20 protein-coding genes are annotated in these 18,108 nt (G+C 65.9%); 15 read left to right on the forward strand and 5 right to left on the reverse strand.

Annotated features, from left to right (window positions below; genetic code table 11):
• The first annotated feature begins 37 nt into the window (after nucleotides 1-37).
• The 8 genes from J2X50_RS12640 to J2X50_RS12675 all read left to right on the forward strand — a co-directional run bounded on the left by J2X50_RS12640 (nucleotide 38) and on the right by J2X50_RS12675 (nucleotide 7,362).
• Nucleotides 38-1,144 carry an ABC transporter ATP-binding protein gene (locus J2X50_RS12640; protein ID WP_429095348.1) on the forward strand — a complete coding sequence of 369 codons (1,107 nt, stop codon included), beginning with the start codon at nucleotides 38-40 and terminating at the stop codon, nucleotides 1,142-1,144.
• A gap of 34 nt (nucleotides 1,145-1,178) precedes the next feature.
• Nucleotides 1,179-1,397: a twin-arginine translocase TatA/TatE family subunit gene (locus tag J2X50_RS12645; protein ID WP_340037448.1), complete on the forward strand. Its 219-nt coding sequence runs from the start codon at nucleotides 1,179-1,181 to the stop codon at nucleotides 1,395-1,397.
• Between the two features lie 32 nt (nucleotides 1,398-1,429).
• Nucleotides 1,430-2,119 (forward strand): Sec-independent protein translocase protein TatB, encoded by a 690-nt coding sequence (tatB, locus tag J2X50_RS12650; protein ID WP_429095351.1) that lies wholly within the window; start codon nucleotides 1,430-1,432, stop codon nucleotides 2,117-2,119.
• Nucleotides 2,116-3,003 (forward strand): twin-arginine translocase subunit TatC, encoded by an 888-nt coding sequence (tatC, locus tag J2X50_RS12655; RefSeq protein WP_429095352.1) that lies wholly within the window; start codon nucleotides 2,116-2,118, stop codon nucleotides 3,001-3,003. Before tatB ends, tatC begins: the two co-directional genes overlap by 4 nt.
• Before the next feature lie 57 nt (nucleotides 3,004-3,060).
• Nucleotides 3,061-4,365, forward strand: a complete 1,305-nt coding sequence (serS, locus tag J2X50_RS12660; protein ID WP_429095355.1) for a serine--tRNA ligase — start codon at nucleotides 3,061-3,063, stop codon at nucleotides 4,363-4,365.
• A 1-nt stretch (nucleotide 4,366) separates the two neighbouring features.
• On the forward strand, nucleotides 4,367-5,125 hold the full coding sequence (gene surE / locus J2X50_RS12665; RefSeq protein WP_429095358.1) for a 5'/3'-nucleotidase SurE: 759 nt from the start codon (nucleotides 4,367-4,369) through the stop codon (nucleotides 5,123-5,125).
• Entirely contained in the window at nucleotides 5,122-5,775 is a 654-nt protein-coding gene (locus tag J2X50_RS12670; protein WP_429095360.1) for a protein-L-isoaspartate(D-aspartate) O-methyltransferase, read from the forward strand. The genes surE and J2X50_RS12670 overlap by 4 nt, the downstream gene beginning before the upstream one ends.
• A 267-nt stretch (nucleotides 5,776-6,042) precedes the next feature.
• Nucleotides 6,043-7,362: a peptidoglycan DD-metalloendopeptidase family protein gene (locus J2X50_RS12675; protein WP_429095363.1), complete on the forward strand. Its 1,320-nt coding sequence runs from the start codon at nucleotides 6,043-6,045 to the stop codon at nucleotides 7,360-7,362.
• A gap of 99 nt (nucleotides 7,363-7,461) precedes the next feature.
• Here J2X50_RS12675 and J2X50_RS12680 read toward each other — a convergent pair whose 3' ends face one another.
• Nucleotides 7,462-8,334, reverse strand: a complete 873-nt coding sequence (locus J2X50_RS12680; RefSeq protein WP_429095366.1) for an ATP-binding protein — start codon at nucleotides 8,332-8,334, stop codon at nucleotides 7,462-7,464.
• 176 nt (nucleotides 8,335-8,510) lie between these two features.
• Between J2X50_RS12680 and yajC the strand changes: the two genes are divergently transcribed.
• The 4 genes from yajC to J2X50_RS12700 are packed head-to-tail and all read left to right on the forward strand — an operon-like array spanning nucleotide 8,511 to nucleotide 12,684.
• Nucleotides 8,511-8,849: a preprotein translocase subunit YajC gene (gene yajC / locus J2X50_RS12685; RefSeq protein WP_340037441.1), complete on the forward strand. Its 339-nt coding sequence runs from the start codon at nucleotides 8,511-8,513 to the stop codon at nucleotides 8,847-8,849.
• Nucleotides 8,850-8,900: 51 nt separating this feature from the next.
• A complete protein-coding gene (gene secDF, locus J2X50_RS12690) occupies nucleotides 8,901-11,462 on the forward strand; it encodes a protein translocase subunit SecDF (protein ID WP_429095369.1) in 2,562 nt (853 codons plus the stop codon).
• A gap of 6 nt (nucleotides 11,463-11,468) precedes the next feature.
• Nucleotides 11,469-11,858, forward strand: a complete 390-nt coding sequence (locus J2X50_RS12695) for an Mth938-like domain-containing protein (RefSeq protein WP_429095372.1) — start codon at nucleotides 11,469-11,471, stop codon at nucleotides 11,856-11,858.
• Between the two features lie 25 nt (nucleotides 11,859-11,883).
• Nucleotides 11,884-12,684 carry a phytoene/squalene synthase family protein gene (locus J2X50_RS12700; protein WP_429095374.1) on the forward strand — a complete coding sequence of 267 codons (801 nt, stop codon included), beginning with the start codon at nucleotides 11,884-11,886 and terminating at the stop codon, nucleotides 12,682-12,684.
• A 37-nt stretch (nucleotides 12,685-12,721) separates the two neighbouring features.
• On the opposite strand, the gene J2X50_RS12705 is transcribed toward J2X50_RS12700, so the two are convergent.
• Together J2X50_RS12705 and trmFO are read right to left on the reverse strand one after the other, a co-directional pair.
• Nucleotides 12,722-13,243, reverse strand: a complete 522-nt coding sequence (locus J2X50_RS12705) for a GNAT family N-acetyltransferase (RefSeq protein WP_429095376.1) — start codon at nucleotides 13,241-13,243, stop codon at nucleotides 12,722-12,724.
• A gap of 5 nt (nucleotides 13,244-13,248) precedes the next feature.
• Entirely contained in the window at nucleotides 13,249-14,658 is a 1,410-nt protein-coding gene (gene trmFO, locus J2X50_RS12710) for a methylenetetrahydrofolate--tRNA-(uracil(54)-C(5))-methyltransferase (FADH(2)-oxidizing) TrmFO (protein ID WP_429095379.1), read from the reverse strand.
• Nucleotides 14,659-14,761: 103 nt separating this feature from the next.
• Here trmFO and J2X50_RS12715 point away from each other — a divergent pair, with 103 nt between their 5' ends.
• Nucleotides 14,762-15,367: a hypothetical protein gene (locus J2X50_RS12715; protein WP_429095382.1), complete on the forward strand. Its 606-nt coding sequence runs from the start codon at nucleotides 14,762-14,764 to the stop codon at nucleotides 15,365-15,367.
• A gap of 452 nt (nucleotides 15,368-15,819) precedes the next feature.
• On the opposite strand, the gene J2X50_RS12720 is transcribed toward J2X50_RS12715, so the two are convergent.
• A complete protein-coding gene (locus tag J2X50_RS12720; RefSeq protein WP_429095385.1) occupies nucleotides 15,820-15,960 on the reverse strand; it encodes a DUF1127 domain-containing protein in 141 nt (46 codons plus the stop codon).
• A gap of 42 nt (nucleotides 15,961-16,002) precedes the next feature.
• On the reverse strand, nucleotides 16,003-16,143 hold the full coding sequence (locus J2X50_RS12725; protein ID WP_429095387.1) for a DUF1127 domain-containing protein: 141 nt from the start codon (nucleotides 16,141-16,143) through the stop codon (nucleotides 16,003-16,005).
• 224 nt (nucleotides 16,144-16,367) lie between these two features.
• On the opposite strand from J2X50_RS12725, the gene J2X50_RS12730 reads away from it, so the two are divergent.
• Together J2X50_RS12730 and J2X50_RS12735 are read left to right on the forward strand one after the other, a co-directional pair.
• The gene (locus J2X50_RS12730) at nucleotides 16,368-17,471 is read left to right on the forward strand and encodes a DUF2157 domain-containing protein (RefSeq protein ID WP_429095389.1); all 1,104 of its coding nucleotides are present in this window, start codon (nucleotides 16,368-16,370) and stop codon (nucleotides 17,469-17,471) included.
• Nucleotides 17,468-18,052, forward strand: a complete 585-nt coding sequence (locus J2X50_RS12735; protein WP_429095391.1) for a GDYXXLXY domain-containing protein — start codon at nucleotides 17,468-17,470, stop codon at nucleotides 18,050-18,052. The genes J2X50_RS12730 and J2X50_RS12735 overlap by 4 nt, the downstream gene beginning before the upstream one ends.
• Nucleotides 18,053-18,108 lie beyond the last annotated feature (56 nt).

Raw genomic sequence — 18,108 nt, forward strand, 5'->3', positions numbered from 1 at the left:
CGGCGCCGGTGAGGAACCGGCCTCGGAGGTTCATCCTGTGACGACCAACAAAGCCCAGACGACAGCGGCCCGCGTGACGGCGGGTGTGACCTTTGCAGCGCGTCTGGCGTTCGAGAACATCCGCCATTCCTTCGCCAACGGGGCCGAGACGCTGCGCGACCTGAGCCTTGCCGCCGAACCCGGCGAGGTGCTTTGCCTGCTCGGCCCCTCCGGCTCGGGCAAGACGACACTGCTCAGGATCGCCGCCGGCATAGAGGCGCAGAGCTCGGGCAGGGTGCTGCTCAATGGCAAGGAGATCGCCGGTCCGTCCGTGTTCCTGCCGCCGGAACAACGTTCGATCGGCCTGGTGTTCCAGGATTTCGCGCTGTTCCCGCATCTGACCATCGTCGACAATGTCCGCTTCGGGCTGACGGCGCTGTCGCGCGAGGAGGGCAGGCGCGAGGCGCTGATTGCGCTGTCGCGCGTCGGGCTGGAGCACTACGCCGACAACTATCCACATGCGCTGTCGGGTGGAGAGCAGCAGCGCGTGGCGCTCGCACGTGCGCTCGCCCCGAGACCGGCAGTCCTGCTCATGGACGAACCGTTCTCCGGCCTCGATTCACGTCTCAAGGATTCGGTGCGGGCCGAAACGCTCGCCATCCTGCGCGAAAGCCGCGCCACGGCCATCGTCGTCACCCACGACGCCGAAGAGGCGATGCGCATGGGCGACCGCATCGCGCTGCTCAAGGACGGACGCCTGGTGCAGACGGGCAGGGCGGAAGACCTCTATCTTCGCCCGGAGAACCTGTTCGTCGCCGGTTTCTTCTCGGAACTCAACGTATTTCCGGCGCGCGTGGTCGACGGTTATGCGGAGACGCCCATCGGCGAGGTCGAGACCAGCATCGCCGACGGTACAGACGTACAGGTTGCCGTGCGGCTAAACGGCATCGATGTCAGCGAAACGACCGGCGAGACCCAGGCCCGGATCATCACCCGGCGCTATCTCGGCGTGGTGGAATTGCTGGAACTGGCGGTGTCGGGGGCCGAGACTCCGGTGCGTGCCCGCATCCGCTGCGGCGCTTTGTCCGCCAAGGCGCGAGATATTTGGCTTTCGTTGCGGAAAGCCGACGTTCTAGTGTTTGAAACCGGCGGCGAAAAAGCCTAGATCAATCCCAGGAAACAGTTCGAGAGAGAGTTCAATGGGTTCCTTTTCAATCTGGCACTGGCTGATCGTGCTGGTCGTCGTGCTGCTGCTGTTCGGCCGCGGCAAGATTCCCGAACTGATGGGCGACATGGCGAAGGGCATCAAGAGCTTCAAGAAGGGCATGTCGGAAGACGATTCCGACGACACCAAGACGGTCGAACACCGCGCCGACGAGACCGTGAACCCGGGCAAGGAAAAGGCCAGCAAGAGCTGAGCCCATTCCGCCGTTAGCCGGACCGCATCGCCATGTTTGAAATCGGCTGGACCGAAATGCTGGTGATCGCGATCGTCATGATCGTGGTCGTCGGGCCGAAGGATTTGCCGCGCATGCTCCGAACCTTCGGGCGCATGACGGCCAAGGCGCGCTCCATGGCGGGCGACTTCCAGCGGCAGTTCAACGAGGCCCTGAAAGAGGCGGAACTCGACGACGTCAAGAAGTCGGTCGACGCGATCCGGGGCCTCAATCCGGCGAACGAAATCCGCAAGCAGCTCAATCCGTTCGAAAAGGCCGCGGCCGACATCCGCAGCGGCTTCGATTCGGCGATGAAGCCGACACCGGCGGAGATCGCTGAAGCTGCGGCGGCGGATGCGGCTGCCCAGCCGGCCGAGCCGCTCAAGGCGGGTGCAACCGCGATGCCGGGCGTCGCCGGTCCGGAGGCGATGCCGACGTCGCCGCCGGTGTTCCCGGCAGCGGAGGCCCGGTCGACCCCGGCGCCAGCGACAGCTACGCCGGCTGCGGCCGAAACGGCCAAGCCGAAGGCGGCTGCCAAGGCGAAGGCCGAGGCAAGGCCCGCTTCCAAGGCCAAGACGACAGGCGCTGCCGCCGCCAAGACGGCCGCGCCGAAGGCCAGTGCGGCAAAGGCCGCTGGCGAGCCGAAGGCCAAGCCGGCCAAGTCCGCGCCCAAAAAGACGACCAAGGCAGGAAAATCCACGTGAGCGCCGAAGACGACGAGATCGACAAGTCATCGGCGCCGCTGATCGAGCACCTGATCGAGCTCAGGACGCGGCTGATCTGGTCCATCGGCGGCTTCTTCGTGGCCTTCCTCGTCTGCTTTTTCTTCGCCAAGCAGTTGTTCAACCTGCTCGTCATCCCCTTCAAGTGGGCGACGCAGTGGGCCGGGCTCGATCCGCAGAAGGTCGAGCTGATCTACACGGCGCCGCAGGAATTCTTCTTCACCCAGATCAAGCTCGCCATGTTCGGCGGTCTGGTGATCGCTTTCCCGCTGATCGCCTCGCAGGTCTACAAGTTCGTGGCGCCGGGGCTGTACAAGAACGAGCGCTCCGCCTTCCTGCCGTTCCTCGTCGCATCGCCGATCCTGTTCCTGATGGGCGGGGCGCTGGTCTATTTCTTCTTCACGCCCATGGTGATGTGGTTCTTCCTCGCCATGCAGCAGGCGGGAGGAGACGGCGAGGTCCAGATCTCGCTGCTGCCCAAGGTGTCGGAGTACCTCAGCCTCATCATGACGCTGATCTTTTCCTTCGGCCTGGTGTTCCAGCTGCCGGTGGTGACCACGCTGATGGCGCGTGTCGGCCTGGTGAGCTCGCGGGGGCTGGCAGAGAAGCGCAAATGGGCGATCGTGATCGCCTTCGTGGTGGCGGCCGTGCTCACCCCGCCCGATCCCGTCAGCCAGATCGGCCTTGCCCTTCCCACGATCCTTCTTTACGAGATTTCCATCTGGACCGCCCGGATGATCGAAAGGAAGCGCGAGCAGGAGCGCCTGGCAGGCGAAACGCAGAGCGAGGACGACACCCCCGCCGAGCAGACGCATGCAGCATCGACTTCCCTCGAAGGCACAGGCAGCGCCGACAAGGCCGGCTGACAGCCCGATCCGCCGTCGCGGTCGTTTCGATTACCACCGCGACCGGAAACCTATTAAATGCTTGATATCAAATGGATTCGCGAGAACCCTGAAGCTCTTGTCGAGGCGCTGGCCAAGCGCGGGCAATCGGCGGGGGCGGCACGGTCGACGGTCGACGACCTGATCGCGAAGGACGAGGCGCGCCGCGCCCACGTGTCCAGCCTGCAGGAGGCGCAGGAGCGCCGCAACGCCGCGTCGAAGGAAATCGGCAATGCGATGCGCAATGGTGATTCCGCGCTGGCCGAGACGCTCAAGGCCGAAGTGGCCGAGATCAAGGGCTTCATCCAGGACGGCGAAGGCCGCGAGCGCGACCTCGACAAGGCACTCGACGCTGCGCTGGCGGTCATTCCCAACATGCCGCTCGCGGAGGTTCCCGTCGGCAGGGACGAGAACGACAATGTCGAGTTGCGCAAGGTCGGCAAGGTTCTGCCGCGTCCGAACTGGGTGAAGGAGCATTTCGAGATCGGCGAGGCGCTTGGCCTGATGGATTTCGAGCGCGCCGCCAAGCTCTCCGGCTCGCGCTTCACCGTGCTGAAGGGCCAACTCGCGCGCCTCGAACGCGCACTCGGCCAATTCATGCTCGACCTGCACACCTCCGAGCACGGCTACACCGAGGTGCAGCCGCCGCTTTTGGTGCGCGACGAGGTGCTGTTCGGCACCAACCAGCTGCCGAAGTTCGAGGAGGATCTGTTCTTCACCCCGCATGGCGACGCCCGCCTGGGGCTTATCCCCACCGCGGAGGTGCCGCTGACCAACCTGGTGCGCGAGGAGATCCTGGACAACGACAGGCTGCCGCTGCGGCTGACCGCGCTGACGCCCTGCTTCCGTTCGGAGGCAGGCTCGGCCGGCCGCGACACGCGCGGCATGCTGCGCCAGCACCAGTTCTACAAGGTCGAGCTGGTGTCGATCACCGATGCGGAGAGCTCGCTGGCCGAGCACGAGCGCATGACGGCCTGCGCCGAAGAGGTGCTGAAGCGTCTCGGCCTGCCGTTCCGCACCGTGGTGCTGTGCACCGGCGACATGGGCTTCGGCGCGCGCAAGACGCACGACATCGAGGTCTGGCTGCCGGGGCAGAACACCTATCGCGAGATTTCGTCCTGCTCGGTCTGCGGCGACTTCCAGGCCCGCCGCATGGATGCACGCTACCGGCCCAAGGAAGAAAAAGGCACGCGCTTCGTCCACACCCTCAACGGCTCGGGCGTGGCTGTCGGCCGCGCGCTGATCGCCGTGCTGGAGAACTACCAGAACGAGGACGGCAGCGTAACGATTCCTGAAGTGCTGCGGCCCTACATGGGTGGCCTGGCCAAGATCGAAAAGAACTGACATGCGCATTCTGCTGACCAACGACGACGGCATTCACGCCGAGGGCCTCGCCGTCCTCGAGCGCATCGCCCGGCAATTGTCGGACGACGTGTGGGTGGTGGCACCCGAGACCGACCAGTCCGGCTACGCGCATTCACTGTCGATCTCGGAGCCGCTCAGGCTGCGCAAGATCAGCGACAAGCACTACGCGGTGAACGGCACGCCGACCGACTGCGTCATCATGGGCGCGCGCAGGATCCTTCCCGAGCCCCCGGACCTGATCCTGTCGGGGATCAATTCGGGCCTCAACGTCGCCGACGACGTCACCTATTCGGGCACCGTGGCGGGCGCCATGGAAGGCGCGCTGATCGGCATCCGCTCGATCGCGCTGAGCCAGGCCTATGTCTACGAGAACGAGGAGCGGATCGTGCCCTACGAGACGGCCGAGGCGCTGGCGCCGGCGCTCCTCAGGAAGCTGATCGCGACCGAGTTGCCGATAGGCGTCCTGCTCAACGTCAACTTCCCCAACTGCCCGCCGGACGAGGTGACGGGTCCCGTCGTCGCCAGCCAGGGCAAGCTCGCCTACGGCATCTGGGTCGAGGAGCGCCGCGACGGCCGCAGCCTGCCATACTACTGGCTGCGCTTCGGCCGCGACGAGCCGGAAGTGAAGCCGGGAACGGACCTGCATGCCGTCCGCAACAAGCAGATTTCGGTCACGCCGCTGAAGCTCGACATGACCGCCCACGAACTGCGCGACCAACTGGCCAAGGCAATCGCATGAACATCATGTCGGACGACCGTGAAGGCTTTGCCGCCTTTCTCCTCCGCCTGCGCGGGCGCGGCGTCGTTCCGAAGAACCTGATCGCCGCCTTCGAGGCGACGCCGCGGCGCGAATTCGTCGGCGGCCAGTTCCACCACCTCGCGTGGTCGGACCGCATGCTGCCGATCGAGTGCGGCGAGGCCATCGAAGGCGCCGACATCCAGGCCGCGATCATTTCTGCCCTGAACATCGAGGCCGGCGACCGGGTGCTGGAGGTGGGTACGGGCTCCGGCTACACCGCCGCGGTGATGGCGCGCCTGGCTGCGCGCGTCATCACAGTCGACCGCTTCAAGACCCTGGCCGAGCAGGCGCGCCAGCGTTTCGAGGCGCTCGGCGTTACCAATGCCATGGTGCGGCAGGCTGACGGGTCCGCCGGCTTGCCGGGCGAGGGGCCGTTCGACCGCATCGTCGTGTGGGCAGCCTTCGACAGCTATCCGCGCATGTTCGTCGACCAGCTCTCCAGCGGCGGCATCATGATCGCGCCGATCGGTCCCGAGGAGGGCGAGCAGGTGGTCTGCAAGCTCACCAAGATCGGCAGCCGCTTCGAGCGCGAGGATCTCGGCGTCGTGCGCCTGCAGCCGCTGGCAAAGGGCGTGGCCGCCGTCATCTGATCGCATGCGGGAGCAGTCTGCGGCGCCGGCCTTCGGGCGTATGGCGCCGTGCATCCCAGCGGACGCGCATAGGCCGTTCCAAACTGCTGAATCCGCGCCTCGCGTCTTCCAAGAAATGCGGCTCCGACCTTTGGCCCGACGCGCCAGCGCCGGCCCAGCCGAAGCGTAAAAAATGCAGGGCGTTTATTTGTTTCGCTTAACCGACCGGTAACATTAACGCGCTTTAATCATGCCTAGTTGGTATCGGGTAAAGCGCGGGTCGTAGCGATGCGTTTCAATATCTTGAAGGCGAATGGACGCTCTCTGGCGCGCAATGGCGCCGTTCTGCTTTTGGCTGGCGTCGCAGCCGGTTGCAGTTCCAGTGTGGCGCGATTTGGTGGCAGTGGCGTCGATGACTTGTTCACCGCCTCGACCTCGAACCAGCGCGAGATCATCAACCAGCAGCAGCCGCAGCCCTATCCTGGCGACACCCAGGCGGCTCCGCTCGTAGCCAGCAACAGCGGGTCGGTCGGCCGTAGCAGCCTGCAGCCGGTGTCCTCGCAGCCGCTGCCGGCACCGGTGGCCGCAGCTCCGGCCCCGGCACTGGCCCCCGCGACGAGAACGGCCCAGGCCCCGGCGCTCGCTCCCGCCGTGGACCGCACTGCGACGGCCTCCCTCAGCCAGCCGGCTCAGCCCAAGCTCGCCCAGGCCGAACAGAACGTTCTCAAGGTCCCGGGGCAGGCGACCAAGAAGCCGCTGCCGAACAACCAGCAGCCGCTGTCGACCGACAAGGTGGCGGTGCTGCCGCAGCAGCCCAAGACCAAGGAAGGCAACACCGTTGCCAAGCTCGACGCCTCGACCGGCAAGAGCTCCGGTTCAGCGGGTGGCGGCGGCTACACGGTGGTCGAAGGCGATTCGCTCAACCGGATCGCCATGAAGCTGGGCGTGACCACGGCTGCTCTCAAGGAGGCCAACGGCCTGACCGACGGGCGCATCCGCATCGGCCAGACGCTGAAGGTGCCCGCCGCGAACGGCACGGCCCAGGTCGCCAAGGCTGCGCCTGCGGCGGTCGACCCGGTGGTGACCAGCACCCCGGCGCAGGCCAAGCCGGCTGTCGCCGCGGCCAAGCCTGCGGTCGCCGAGCAGCCGACGGTTGCGGCCTACACGCCGCCGAAGAGCGACAAGCTGGCCCAGCAGGCGGAGGAATCCACCGATGCGGCGCCCAGCGCCACCGGCATCTCGCGCATGCGCTGGCCGGTTCGCGGCCGCGTCGTGTCCAACTACGGCAAGGGCGGTGGCAAGGAAGGTGACGGCATCGACATCTCCGTTCCGGAAGGCACGCCGGTCAAGGCGGCCGAGAACGGCGTCGTCATCTATGCCGGCGACGGCCTCAAGGAATTCGGCAACACCGTGCTGGTGCGCCATGAGAACGGGCTCGTCACCGTCTACGGCAACGCCAGCGAGCTCAAGGTGCAGCGCGGCCAGAAGGTCAAGCGCGGCGAAGAGATCGCGCTGTCGGGCATGACCGGCAACGCGAGCGCCCCGAAGCTGCACTTCGAGGTGCGCAAGAACTCCGCTCCGGTCGATCCGACGACCTATCTCGAATAGGCGCCGCCGCAGCCGAGGCCGGGTATCGAAGTCCGGCTCAGGCGGCTCCCGGAAATTCCCGCCTTTGACGCCCGTCCCGCAAGGGGCGGGCGTTCGCATTCAATCCTTCAGCGGCTTGCCCAGGCGGCCGGCCAGATCCTGGATGAACTGCCAGGCGACGCGGCCCGAACGGCTGCCGCGCGTCGTTGCCCATTCGAGCGCGTCGGTACGCAGGGCGTCGGCGTCGATGTCCAGGCCGTGATATTGCGCGTAGCCGCCGATCATTTCGAGATACTCGTCCTGCGAGCATTTGTGGAAGCCGAGCCACAGGCCGAAGCGGTCGGACAGCGACACCTTTTCCTCCACGGCCTCGGAGGGATTGATGGCGGTCGACCGCTCGTTCTCGATCATGTCGCGGGGCAGGAGGTGGCGCCGGTTGGAGGTGGCATAGAAGATGACGTTGGCCGGCCGGCCCTCGACGCCGCCTTCGAGCGCCGCCTTGAGCGACTTGTAGGAGGTGTCGTCATGGTCGAACGAAAGATCGTCGCAAAACAGGATGAAGCGATGTCGTGCCGCCTTGAGCAGGTTCATCAGCTTGGGAAGCGTGTCGATGTCCTCGCGATGGATCTCGACGAGCTTGAGCGGCGAGGCGGTTTTGCCTCCGGCGTTGATGGTGGCATGCGCCGCCTTGACCAGCGACGATTTGCCCATGCCGCGCGCGCCCCACAACAGGACGTTGTTGGCCGGCAGGCCGGCGGCGAAGCGTTCGGTGTTGTCGACGAGGATGTCGCGGACGCGGTCGACGCCCCTGATCAGGCCGATGTCGACGCGGTTTACCCGGTGCACGGGCTCGAGATAGCCGGGATCGGCAGCCCAAACGAAGCAATCGGCAGAGTCCAGGTCCGTTTCGGGCGCTGCCGGCGGGGCAAGTCGCGCCACCGCGGCGACGAGACGGTCGAGTTTGTCGTTGAGCGCTTCGATCGTCTTGTCCATTGCACACTTCCCTTGCGGCATTCGATTGCGGTGCCGCTTTACCATGCTCGGATTGCAGGGAAAAGCGGCGTTGCCTGGACCATGTGCAGTTGCATTGGTGGCTTTAGCGACTATATTCCGCGCACATTTCCCGGGGGCCGGATCTGCGGTTTCCCGTCACTTCTCAGGAGACATTCATGTTCGTCACGCCGGCATACGCACAGGCCACGGGGGTCACGCCCGACGTATTCGTCAGCATTCTGCCGTTTGTGCTGATCTTCGTGATCATGTATTTTCTCATCATCCGCCCGCAGCGTACCCAGTTGAAGAAGCGCGGCGAGATGCTCTCGGCCATCCGTCGCGGCGACACCGTCGTGACCGGCGGCGGCTTCGTCGGCAAGGTGACGAAGGTGATCGACGACAACGAACTCGAGGTCGATCTGGGCAACGGCGTCAAGGTGACCGCGCTGCGGGCCACCATTTCCGACGTTCGGGTCAAGGGCGAGCCGATCGCCAACCAGAACGCCAAGAAATAACCGTATTCAAGGCGGAACGCACCGCTTTCACGCCTTAACGGACGAGGCCAAATGCTTTATTTCTCGCGCTGGAAGACAATCGCGATCTGGGCCGTCGTGCTCCTCGGGGTGCTCTTCTCCATCCCGAACATGCTGAGCCAGTCGCAGCTCGATTCACTTCCCGGCTGGCTTCCCAAGCGCCCCATGACGCTTGGCCTCGACCTTCAGGGCGGCTCCCACATCCTGCTTGCGATCGACCGGCAGGACCTGATCGACGAACGCCTGCAGGCGACGCGTGACGACATCCGCACGCTGCTGCGCGACGCCAAGATCGGCTATACCGGGCTCACGGGCACCGGCAAGACGGTCCAGGTCCGCATCAGCGACGCGAACGAGCTCGAGGCTGCAAAGAAGGCGCTCGCGGCGCTGACGCAGCCCGTTTCGGCCGGCATCTTCGGCGGCGGCACGCTTGCGGAACTGTCGCTCGAGGAGCCGGAGCCCGGCGTGCTGCGCTTCACGCTCACCGAGGAAGGCATCGACTATCGCGTCAGCAACGCCGTCACCCAGTCGATCGAGGTCGTCGGCCGCCGCGTCAACGAGCTCGGCACCAACGAGCCGATCATCCAGCGCGCCGGCGCCGACCGCATCCTCGTCCAGGTGCCCGGCCTGCAGGATCCGCAGCGCCTCAAGGACATCCTCGGCAAGACCGCCAAGCTGACCTTCCAGATGGTCGACCAGACGATGTCGGTGGAGCAGGCCCTGCAGGGCCGCCCGCCGGCCGGTTCGACCGTCATGTATTCGCAGGACGATCCGCCCGTTCCCTATCTCATCGAGAACCGGGTGATCGTTTCGGGCGAAAACCTCGTCGATGCCCAGGCCACCTTCGACCAGCGCACGAGCGAGGCCGTCGTCTCCTTCCGCTTCGACGCCAAGGGTGCCGCGCGCTTCGGCCAGGCCACCCAGCAGGGCGTCGGCCGCCTGTTTGCCATCATCCTTGACAACCAGGTGATTTCGGCGCCGCAGATCCGCGAACCCATCCTCGGCGGCACCGGCCAGATCTCGGGAAGCTTCACCGCCCAGAGCGCCAACGACCTTGCCGTGCTGCTGCGCGCCGGCGCTCTGCCGGCCGACCTGACCATCGTCGAAGAACGCACCGTCGGCCCGAGCCTCGGTGCCGACTCGATCGCCGCCGGCAAGTTCGCCTCGATCATCGCCGGCATCCTGGTGGTGTCGTTCATGCTCGTCGCCTACGGCACGCTCGGCATCATCGCCAACATCGCGCTGGTCGCGAACGTGGCGCTGATCATCGCGACCCTGTCGATACTCGGCGCGACGCTGACCATGCCAGGCATCGCCGGTATCGTTCTGACGGTCGGCATGGCGGTGGACTCCAACGTCATCATCTACGAGCGTGTGCGCGAAGAGCGACAATTGGGCCGGTCCCTCGTGCAATCGCTGGATTCGGGCTTTGCCCGAGCGCTGGCGACGATCGTCGACGCCAACTTCACGACCTTCATCGCCGCCGTCATCCTGTTCTATCTGGGCTCCGGTCCCGTGCGCGGCTTCGCCGTGACGCTCGCGATCGGTATCGTGACGACGGTGTTCACCGCCTTCACGCTCACCCGCTGGCTGGTCGCGATCTGGCTCCGCCGCATGAAGCCCAAGGAACTGCCGAAGGGGCTGGTGCGCCTGGTTCCCGACAACACCAAAATCCCGTTCATGGCATGGCGGCGTTATGCCTTCACGCTGTCGGCGCTGGCTTCGCTTGCCGCCATGACGCTGTTCTTCTCGGTCGAGATGAACTACGGCATCGACTTCCGCGGCGGGACGAGCATCGAGGTGCAGGCCAAGCAGGGAACCGCCGATTCAGGCGACGTCCGCGCACGGCTCAGCGAGCTCAACCTCGGCGACGTCCAGGTGCAGCAATTCGGTTCCGACCAGAACCTGCTGATCCGCGTCGAGGGCCAGAAGGCCGGCGACAATGCCGAGCAGAGCGTGGTCGAGAAGGTACGCGGAGAGCTTGCCAACGAGTACGATTTCCGCCGCGTGGAATCGGTCGGTCCGACCGTGTCGAGCGAACTCGCCTGGTACGGCACGCTCGGCGTGCTGGCATCCATGTTCGCGATGCTGATCTACATCTGGTTCCGGTTCGAGTGGCAGTTCGGCCTCGGCGCGATCATCGCCACGGTGCACGACGTGACCATGATGGTGGGCCTCTATGTCATCACCGGCATCGAGTTCAACCTGACCAGTATCGCGGCGATCCTGACCATCGTCGGCTACTCGATCAACGACACGGTGGTGGTCTACGACCGCGTCCGCGAGAACCTTCGCAAATACAAGAAGATGCCGATCGAGCAACTGCTCGACTTGTCGATGAACCAGACGCTGTCGCGTACGGTGCTGACCGGCGTGACGACGCTGCTGGCGCTGATCTCGCTCTACCTGTTCGGTGGCGAAGTCATCCAGTCGTTCACGCTGTCGATGATCTTCGGCATCCTGGTCGGCACTTATTCGTCGATCTTCGTCGCCGGACCGCTGCTGATCCTGTTCAGGCTGCGGCCGGAGACCTTCGAGGCCGACGAGAAGGACAAGCCGGCCGTGCCGACCAACGCCCAGCCGACGAAGTCGTAACAGGCGATGGCGGCAGGCCTGGTCATGCGCGAGGCGCACTTTCCCGGAAGGGCCCCCGTCGACGCCTATGGCGACGGCGGGTTCCGCTTCGCGGAGATGTCGCATCGCGGCTCGATCCTCTGCCTGCCGTCCGGCATCTACGGCTGGGAGCCGGCCGATCCGCTGGCGCTGACGCCGGCGGACTTCGCAAGGCTTCTCGCCGAGGCCGACAAGGTCGAAATCCTGCTCGTCGGGACCGGCAAGGAATTGAGGCCGCTGCCGGCCGATCTGCGCGCGGCCCTCAAGGAGGCCAGGATCTCCGCCGATCCGATGTCGACCGGCGCAGCGGTACGTACCTACAACGTGCTGCTCGCCGAAGACCGCGCGGTCGCGGCGGCATTCATCGCCGTCGACTGAAGTGGGGGCGAATGCCGCAGCGGTGATGGAACTTGTCCGCGGTCAGGACCGCGACCGCTATCTGTCGGCCCTCTACGCTCCCGACGACAGGCGCGGAGCGCTGTTGGCCCTCTATGCCTTCAACGCCGAAATCGCCGGCATCCGCGACCGCGTCAGCGAGCCGATGCCGGGCGAGATACGCCTGCAATGGTGGCGTGACGTCATCGCCTCGGGCGACCCACAGGCGGGTGCCGGCCATCCGGTAGCCGAGGCGTTGCTGGCCGCGATCGGCACCTATCGGCTGCCCCAAGCCGCCTTCGACAACTACCTCGAAGCCCGCATCTTCGATCTCTACGACGACCCGATGCCGTCACGGACCGATCTCGAAGGCTATTGCGGCGAGACGGCCTCGGCGCTGATCCAGCTTGCGGCGCTGGTCCTCGATGCGCCCGAGGCGGCCAGCCACGCCGAACTGGCCGGCCACGCCGGCTGCGCCCAGGCAATCACCGGCCTTTTGCGGCTGCTGCCCATGCATCGCGCGCGGGGGCAGTGCTATGTGCCGCGAGACATCCTTGCTGCGGCAGGCATGACGCCGGAGGAATTCGTCGCCGACGGCAAGAGCCAGCGGTCGGCCCTGGTCGTCCAGGCGATGATCGCGCTGGCGCGCGAGCATCTCGGCGCCTTCGCGCGGCAGGCCGGCGCAATGCCTGCCCCGCTTCGCCCGGCATTCCTGCCCTTGACGCTCACCGGCGCCTATCTCGACAGGCTGGAGCGCGGCGAGGACGGCATGTCCTCGCTGCGCAGGCACCTGCTGATGTTGCGGACGGCATCGCGCGGCTGGCGCTGACCGCTGCCGGCGACAGGCGGTCTCGCCTCGTGCAGGTTCAATCGGGCTGGTACTCTTCGCGTCTGGTGAAAAAGAAGTACCGACTAAGCCCGCGCGCGTTCGCATAGGTGCGCACGTCCCGGTGCAACCGGCGGGCCACGCTCGCAGAAGAAGTATTGTCGGGTGCCACGATCGACCCGATCTCAGCTTCGTCGGTGACCTCGAAGCCGAATGCCATGGCCGCCCGTGCGGCTTCCAGAGCAAGGCCGCAGCCGCGCCATGCCGGAGCGACATGATAGCCGATCTCGAGCACCCGCGATCCGCCGACGTCCTGCCACGTCACGCCGCAATCTCCGATCAGCGTCCCGCTGGAACGATCCAGCATGGCCCAGAGGCCGAAACCGTCTTGCCGGTAGCGTGCGAGGTTCCGCTCGATCCACTCGGTCGCGCCCGCTTCGTCCGTCATTTCGGGATAGAAGCGCCGCGCATATTCGTCGGCGAATATCGAAAGGATCGCCGCCTCGTCGCCGCGCTTCATCTCCCTCAGGATCAGCCGCTGCGTTACCGGAGGGGGCGTCATCTCCCTTATTCCGCGGCCTGCGCCGCAGCCGGGATGCCCAGCCAGTTGCGGCAGTCGGCCAGCGCACGGCCGGTCATGGCCTTCTTCTTGGCAACCGTCTTTTCCTTGCCGCGCAGGCGCTTGCCGTCGACCTTCGGTGCCTCGATCTCGGGGAACAGGCCGAAATTGACGTTCATCGGCTGGAACGAGCGCTTGCCCGGCTCGTCGTCTGAGACGATGTGGCCGCCGGTGATATGGTTGAGCAGGGCGCCGAAGGCGGTCGTTGCCGGCGGCGGCGTCATCGGGCGGCCGAGCCGTTCGGCCGCGGCGAAGCGGCCGGCGAGCAGGCCGATGGCGGCGCTCTCGACATAACCCTCGCAGCCGGTGATCTGGCCGGCGAAGCGCAGGCCGGGCCGCGACCTGAGCTGCAGCGTGGGATCGAGCAGCGTCGGCGAGTTGAGATAGGTGTTGCGGTGCAGGCCGCCGAGGCGGGCGAACTCGGCGTTCTCCAGGCCGGGAATCATGCGGAAGATGCGCACCTGCTCGGCATGCTTCAGCTTGGTCTGGAAGCCGACCATGTTGTAGAGCGTGCCCAGCGCATTGTCCTGGCGCAGCTGCACCACGGCGTAGGCCTTGACCTCGGGGTTATGCTCGTTGGTGAGCCCCATCGGCTTCATCGGGCCGTGGCGCAGCGTTTCCGGTCCGCGTTCCGCCATCACTTCGATCGGCAGGCAGCCGTCGAAATAGGGCGTGCCTTCCCATTGCTTGAACTCGGTCTTCTGGCCGTCCATCAGGGCCTGCACGAAGGCCTCGTACTGCGCCTTGTCCATCGGGCAGTTGATGTAGTCCTTGCCGGTGCCGCCGGGGCCGACCTTGTCGTAGCGCGACTGGAACCAGCAGGTGTTCATGTCGATGGACTCGAAATGCACGATCGGCGCAATCGCGTCGAAGAAGGCGAGCGCGTCCGACGACGTGCCGGCGGCGATGGCCTCGGCGAGCGCGGGCGCCGTGAGCGGGCCGGTGGCGATGATCGCCTGGTCCCAGTCCGCCGGCGGCAGGCCGGTGACTTCCTCGCGCACGATGGTGATCAGCGGGTGCGCCTCGAGGCGCGCGGTCACCGCATTGGAGAAGCCGTCGCGATCGACGGCAAGCGCGCCGCCCGCGGGCACCTGGTTGGCATCGCCCGACGACATGATCAGCGAGCCGGCGAGGCGCATTTCGGCATGCAGCAGGCCGACCGCGTTGGTCTCGGCGTCGTCGGAGCGGAACGAGTTGGAGCAGACGAGTTCGGCGAGGCCCTCGGTCTTGTGGGCGTCGGTGCCGCGCACGGGACGCATCTCGTGCAGGATGACCGGCACGCCGGCCTCCGCCGCCTGCCATGCTGCTTCCGATCCGGCGAGGCCGCCGCCGACGATGTGAATGGGTTTTGCGCTCATGGTCGCCGAGATAGTCCCTCGGCCGGGGGAATGCAATCATTGCGGTGGATTGCAGGCGCCTGGCGGATTGCCGCGGACGAGGAACGACTTCTAAGATGGCCAGATGACGACGCGCTCGATCTGTCGGCTACTGCTTGCGGGCATGGTTTCGCTCTCGGCCTATGGGGGCGGCCTCTCGACGGGCCTGGCCGCTCCTGCTTCCGGCCGCATCGACATCTGCCATGGCTATGGCTGCGCCTTTCGGTCCCGCCTCGACCTCGGACCCGGCGATGCCGGCAGGCTGGCGTCTATCATGGCGGCGGGCAAGGCCTCGCCGAAGGCCGAGCGCGCGGCGATCGCCAGGGCGGTCAGCTATTTCGAAAAAAGGGCACAGCAGGTCACCGGCGTGCGCGACCAGCCGAGGTCGGAGTTTGGTGCCTCGAAGGTCAGGGGCCAGATGGACTGCGTCGACGAGTCCACCAATACCGATGCGCTGCTGCGCTACCTGCAGGCCAGGGGCCTGCTCAAGCACCACAAGGTGGACCGCCGGACCTCGCGCGGGTTCCTCCTCGACGGCCGCTATCCGCATTGGACGGCGGTGGTCCGGGCGCCGGACGGAACCAGGTGGGTGGTGGATTCGTGGTACGCCCCGATGGGCGGCGCGCCCGACATCTTCCCGCTCGGCGAATGGAAGAAGCGCGGCGTGCTGGAAAGCGGCGCGCTGAACTAGCCATTGCTTCAAGTGCGGAAACGACAACGCCCGCCGGGGGAGGAGATCCGGCGGGCGTCGTTTTGGTGGTCAGCCTCAGGGAGGAGGAGGGGCTGACCTATTCGCCGTTGCCGGGGAGGAGGTCGGCTAGGCGAAATTCCTTTCGCCAATCGAAGAGGGCGAAACTCTTTGGGTAACGACGCCCGCCGGAGGGAGGAGAACCGGCGGGCGCGTTAAGGGTGGTCAGCCTCAGGGAGGAGGAGGGGGCTGACCTATTCGCCATTGCCGGGGAGGAGGTCGGCTAGGCGAAATTCTTTTCGCCGATCGAAGAGGGCGAAACTCTTTGGGGTAACGGCACCCGCCGGGGGAGGAGGATCCGGCGGGTGCGTTAGGGTGGTCGGCTTCGGGAGGAGGAGTAAGCCGACCAGATCCGGCAGGGTCGGGGAGGAGGTCGACCCTGGCGGAAACTGCAATTAGATGGCGCGGCGGGCGATCGCCGCGATTTCACCGCGGTTGATGCCGAGGTCGGCAAGCTGGCGGTTCGACAGGCGGCCCAGCTCGTTCACCGTCTCGCGATAAGCGCGCCAGTTGCGGTAAGTGCGGAGCAAGTTCATTTTCGTTCTCTTTTCGGTTCGTACGGTTTTGAGCGCCGACGCTTAGACGGCTTTACGCGCGACGAAGTGGATGTCGCTGCGGGTGATGCCCAGGTCGGTCAGTTCACGGTTCGACAGGCGGCTCAGCTCGTTCACGGTGTCGCGATAGCGGCGCCAGTTGCGGTAGTTGCGGATCAGGTTCATCTTCGTATCCCGTTCGTCTTTTTTCGCTTCGTGTTTACGGGGCGTAGATAGGTCCGCGCTGATTAAAAATGAAGCGCTATGCTCGCATGGCAGCAATGCGTTTTGTGCATTGCAACATTAACCGGCATTCACCCTTCGGTCATAATTGTGGCCGAATCGAATTTTTGCCATACTGGACAACGGCTTGGGCCGATCGTGCGGTGCATGATGGGGGAGGGTGACGCGTGGCGAGCCATGCAACCAAGGTGAAGATGGACATCGCCCGCTGGGCAGATGGTGGGCTGATCGACCGTGCCACGGCCGATGCGCTGGTGCGCGACGTCGAGGCCAACGAGCGCAACGGGCTCAACTTCGGCTCGATCCTGGCGGTGATGGCGGCACTTCTGTTCGCGGCCGCCATTCTCATCCTCGTCGCGGCCAATTGGGAGGCGATACCCCGCCCGGCCAGGGTCGGCGGGCTGTTTGCCATCATCCTCGCCGGCTATGTCGGCGGCGCCGTGCTCAAGCAGCGCGGCCATGGCGGCCTGGCCGAGGCGCTCTGGCTGATCGGCGCCGCTGCCTTCGGCGGCTCGATCGCCCTGATCGGCCAGATGTATCATTTCTCCGGCGACGAAGCGGCCGCCATCGTCACCTGGTGCATCGGGACTGGGATTGCAGCGGCGGTGCTGCGTTCCAATGCGCTGACGGTCGCCGCGGTCGGCATTGCCGACTTCTGGCTGGTCAGCAAAGGCTTCGAATTGTTTCGGCGCGCGGATTTCCCGCATCTGTTTCCCGCCTTCATGGCCGTCCTCTGGGCGCTTTCCTATTGGACCGACGGCCGCGCGGCGCGGCACCTGATCCTGCTCTCGCTCATCCTCTATGCGGTGCTCCTGGGCATCGATTACGAGGTGCTGCCGGTAGGAACGGTGCTGGCGCTGGTGTCGGCCGCGCTGCTGGCGGTATCGGCCCTGGCAGCGGCTCCCGTCGAAAGCGTCGTCCGCCTGGGCGGGCGCCTGCCGCTGCACGCGTTGATCGGCTTCCTGACCGGGATGGCATTGCTGCAGCTCGACCTGGCCGAAGACGACGGCTTCGGCATCGCAGCGGCCGTGGCGCTTGCCGTGATCGCGGCGGTCATCGTCTTCCTCGGCCGGGAGAGCCGGGCCCTGCGCTGGGTCGCCTATCTCGGCTTCGCCTTCGAACTGTCCATCGTCTACGTCGCCACGGTGGGCAGCATGCTCGGCACGGCGGGTTTCTTCTTCGCAGCCGCCATAATTCTTGCGGGCCTCGCCTATGCGATCATCCGCATAGAGCGGCGGATGAAGGCCCAGGCAGCAGGGGGAGCCGCATGATGTCCCGCCACAAGCTCATCGTCGCGGCGATCCTGCTCGCGCTGGCGCAGATCGGCTTCCTGGGCTGGATGATCGCCGGGAGGGCGGCCCTGCTGCGCAGCGGCCAGGAGGTACTGCTCAAGGTCGAGCCGGTCGATCCGCGCGACCTCCTGCGCGGCGACTATGTGCGGCTCGGCTACGACATTTCACGCCTGCCGGTGGATAGGATCGCCAACCTGCCACAGGGCGAGACGACTTCGGCGGAAGGGCCGATCGTGGTGCGCCTCAGGAAGGATGCCGACGGCTTCTGGCGTGCCGCGAGCGCCTGGCTGGGCAGTGCGGCGCTGACGCCGGCGGCGGCCGACGAGGTCGACCTTCGCGGTGAAATCTCCGGCGGCTGGAGCCTGGCGCCGGGTTCCGAGATCGGCGTGGAGTATGGAATCGAACGCTTCTACGTGCCGGAAGGCGAGGGCCTGGCCATCGAGCGCGACATGCGGGTGCGCAGCTTCGGCATCAAGGTCGCGGTCGGCAAGGACGGCAGCGGGCAGATCAAAGCACTGATGGACGGCGACACCATGCTTTTTGAAGAGCCGCTCTACTGACCAGCCCGACGGCTGGCCGCATTTTGCAAGCAACGGATGGATCTGGTTCAAGCGAA

The organism is Aminobacter sp. BE322 (assembly GCF_050433525.1).
In the GTDB taxonomy this organism is placed as follows: Bacteria; Pseudomonadota; Alphaproteobacteria; order Rhizobiales; family Rhizobiaceae; genus Aminobacter.

What these genes read in the sequence shown, in the direction of transcription:
- yajC (WP_340037441.1), top strand. Translation starts at nt 8,511, where the DNA reads ATGTTCGTCACGCCGGCATACGCACAGGCCACGGGGGTCACGCCCGAC.
- tatB (WP_429095351.1), top strand. Translation starts at nt 1,430, where the DNA reads ATGTTTGAAATCGGCTGGACCGAAATGCTGGTGATCGCGATCGTCATG.
- serS (WP_429095355.1), top strand. Translation starts at nt 3,061, where the DNA reads ATGCTTGATATCAAATGGATTCGCGAGAACCCTGAAGCTCTTGTCGAG.
- J2X50_RS12735 (WP_429095391.1), top strand. Translation starts at nt 17,468, where the DNA reads ATGATGTCCCGCCACAAGCTCATCGTCGCGGCGATCCTGCTCGCGCTG.
- J2X50_RS12700 (WP_429095374.1), top strand. Translation starts at nt 11,884, where the DNA reads ATGGAACTTGTCCGCGGTCAGGACCGCGACCGCTATCTGTCGGCCCTC.
- trmFO (WP_429095379.1), bottom strand. Translation starts at nt 14,658, where the DNA reads ATGAGCGCAAAACCCATTCACATCGTCGGCGGCGGCCTCGCCGGATCG.
- surE (WP_429095358.1), top strand. Translation starts at nt 4,367, where the DNA reads ATGCGCATTCTGCTGACCAACGACGACGGCATTCACGCCGAGGGCCTC.
- J2X50_RS12695 (WP_429095372.1), top strand. Translation starts at nt 11,469, where the DNA reads ATGGCGGCAGGCCTGGTCATGCGCGAGGCGCACTTTCCCGGAAGGGCC.
- J2X50_RS12675 (WP_429095363.1), top strand. Translation starts at nt 6,043, where the DNA reads ATGCGTTTCAATATCTTGAAGGCGAATGGACGCTCTCTGGCGCGCAAT.
- J2X50_RS12670 (WP_429095360.1), top strand. Translation starts at nt 5,122, where the DNA reads ATGAACATCATGTCGGACGACCGTGAAGGCTTTGCCGCCTTTCTCCTC.
- J2X50_RS12725 (WP_429095387.1), bottom strand. Translation starts at nt 16,143, where the DNA reads ATGAACCTGATCCGCAACTACCGCAACTGGCGCCGCTATCGCGACACC.
- J2X50_RS12720 (WP_429095385.1), bottom strand. Translation starts at nt 15,960, where the DNA reads ATGAACTTGCTCCGCACTTACCGCAACTGGCGCGCTTATCGCGAGACG.
- J2X50_RS12645 (WP_340037448.1), top strand. Translation starts at nt 1,179, where the DNA reads ATGGGTTCCTTTTCAATCTGGCACTGGCTGATCGTGCTGGTCGTCGTG.
- J2X50_RS12705 (WP_429095376.1), bottom strand. Translation starts at nt 13,243, where the DNA reads ATGACGCCCCCTCCGGTAACGCAGCGGCTGATCCTGAGGGAGATGAAG.
- secDF (WP_429095369.1), top strand. Translation starts at nt 8,901, where the DNA reads ATGCTTTATTTCTCGCGCTGGAAGACAATCGCGATCTGGGCCGTCGTG.
- J2X50_RS12680 (WP_429095366.1), bottom strand. Translation starts at nt 8,334, where the DNA reads ATGGACAAGACGATCGAAGCGCTCAACGACAAACTCGACCGTCTCGTC.
- J2X50_RS12715 (WP_429095382.1), top strand. Translation starts at nt 14,762, where the DNA reads ATGACGACGCGCTCGATCTGTCGGCTACTGCTTGCGGGCATGGTTTCG.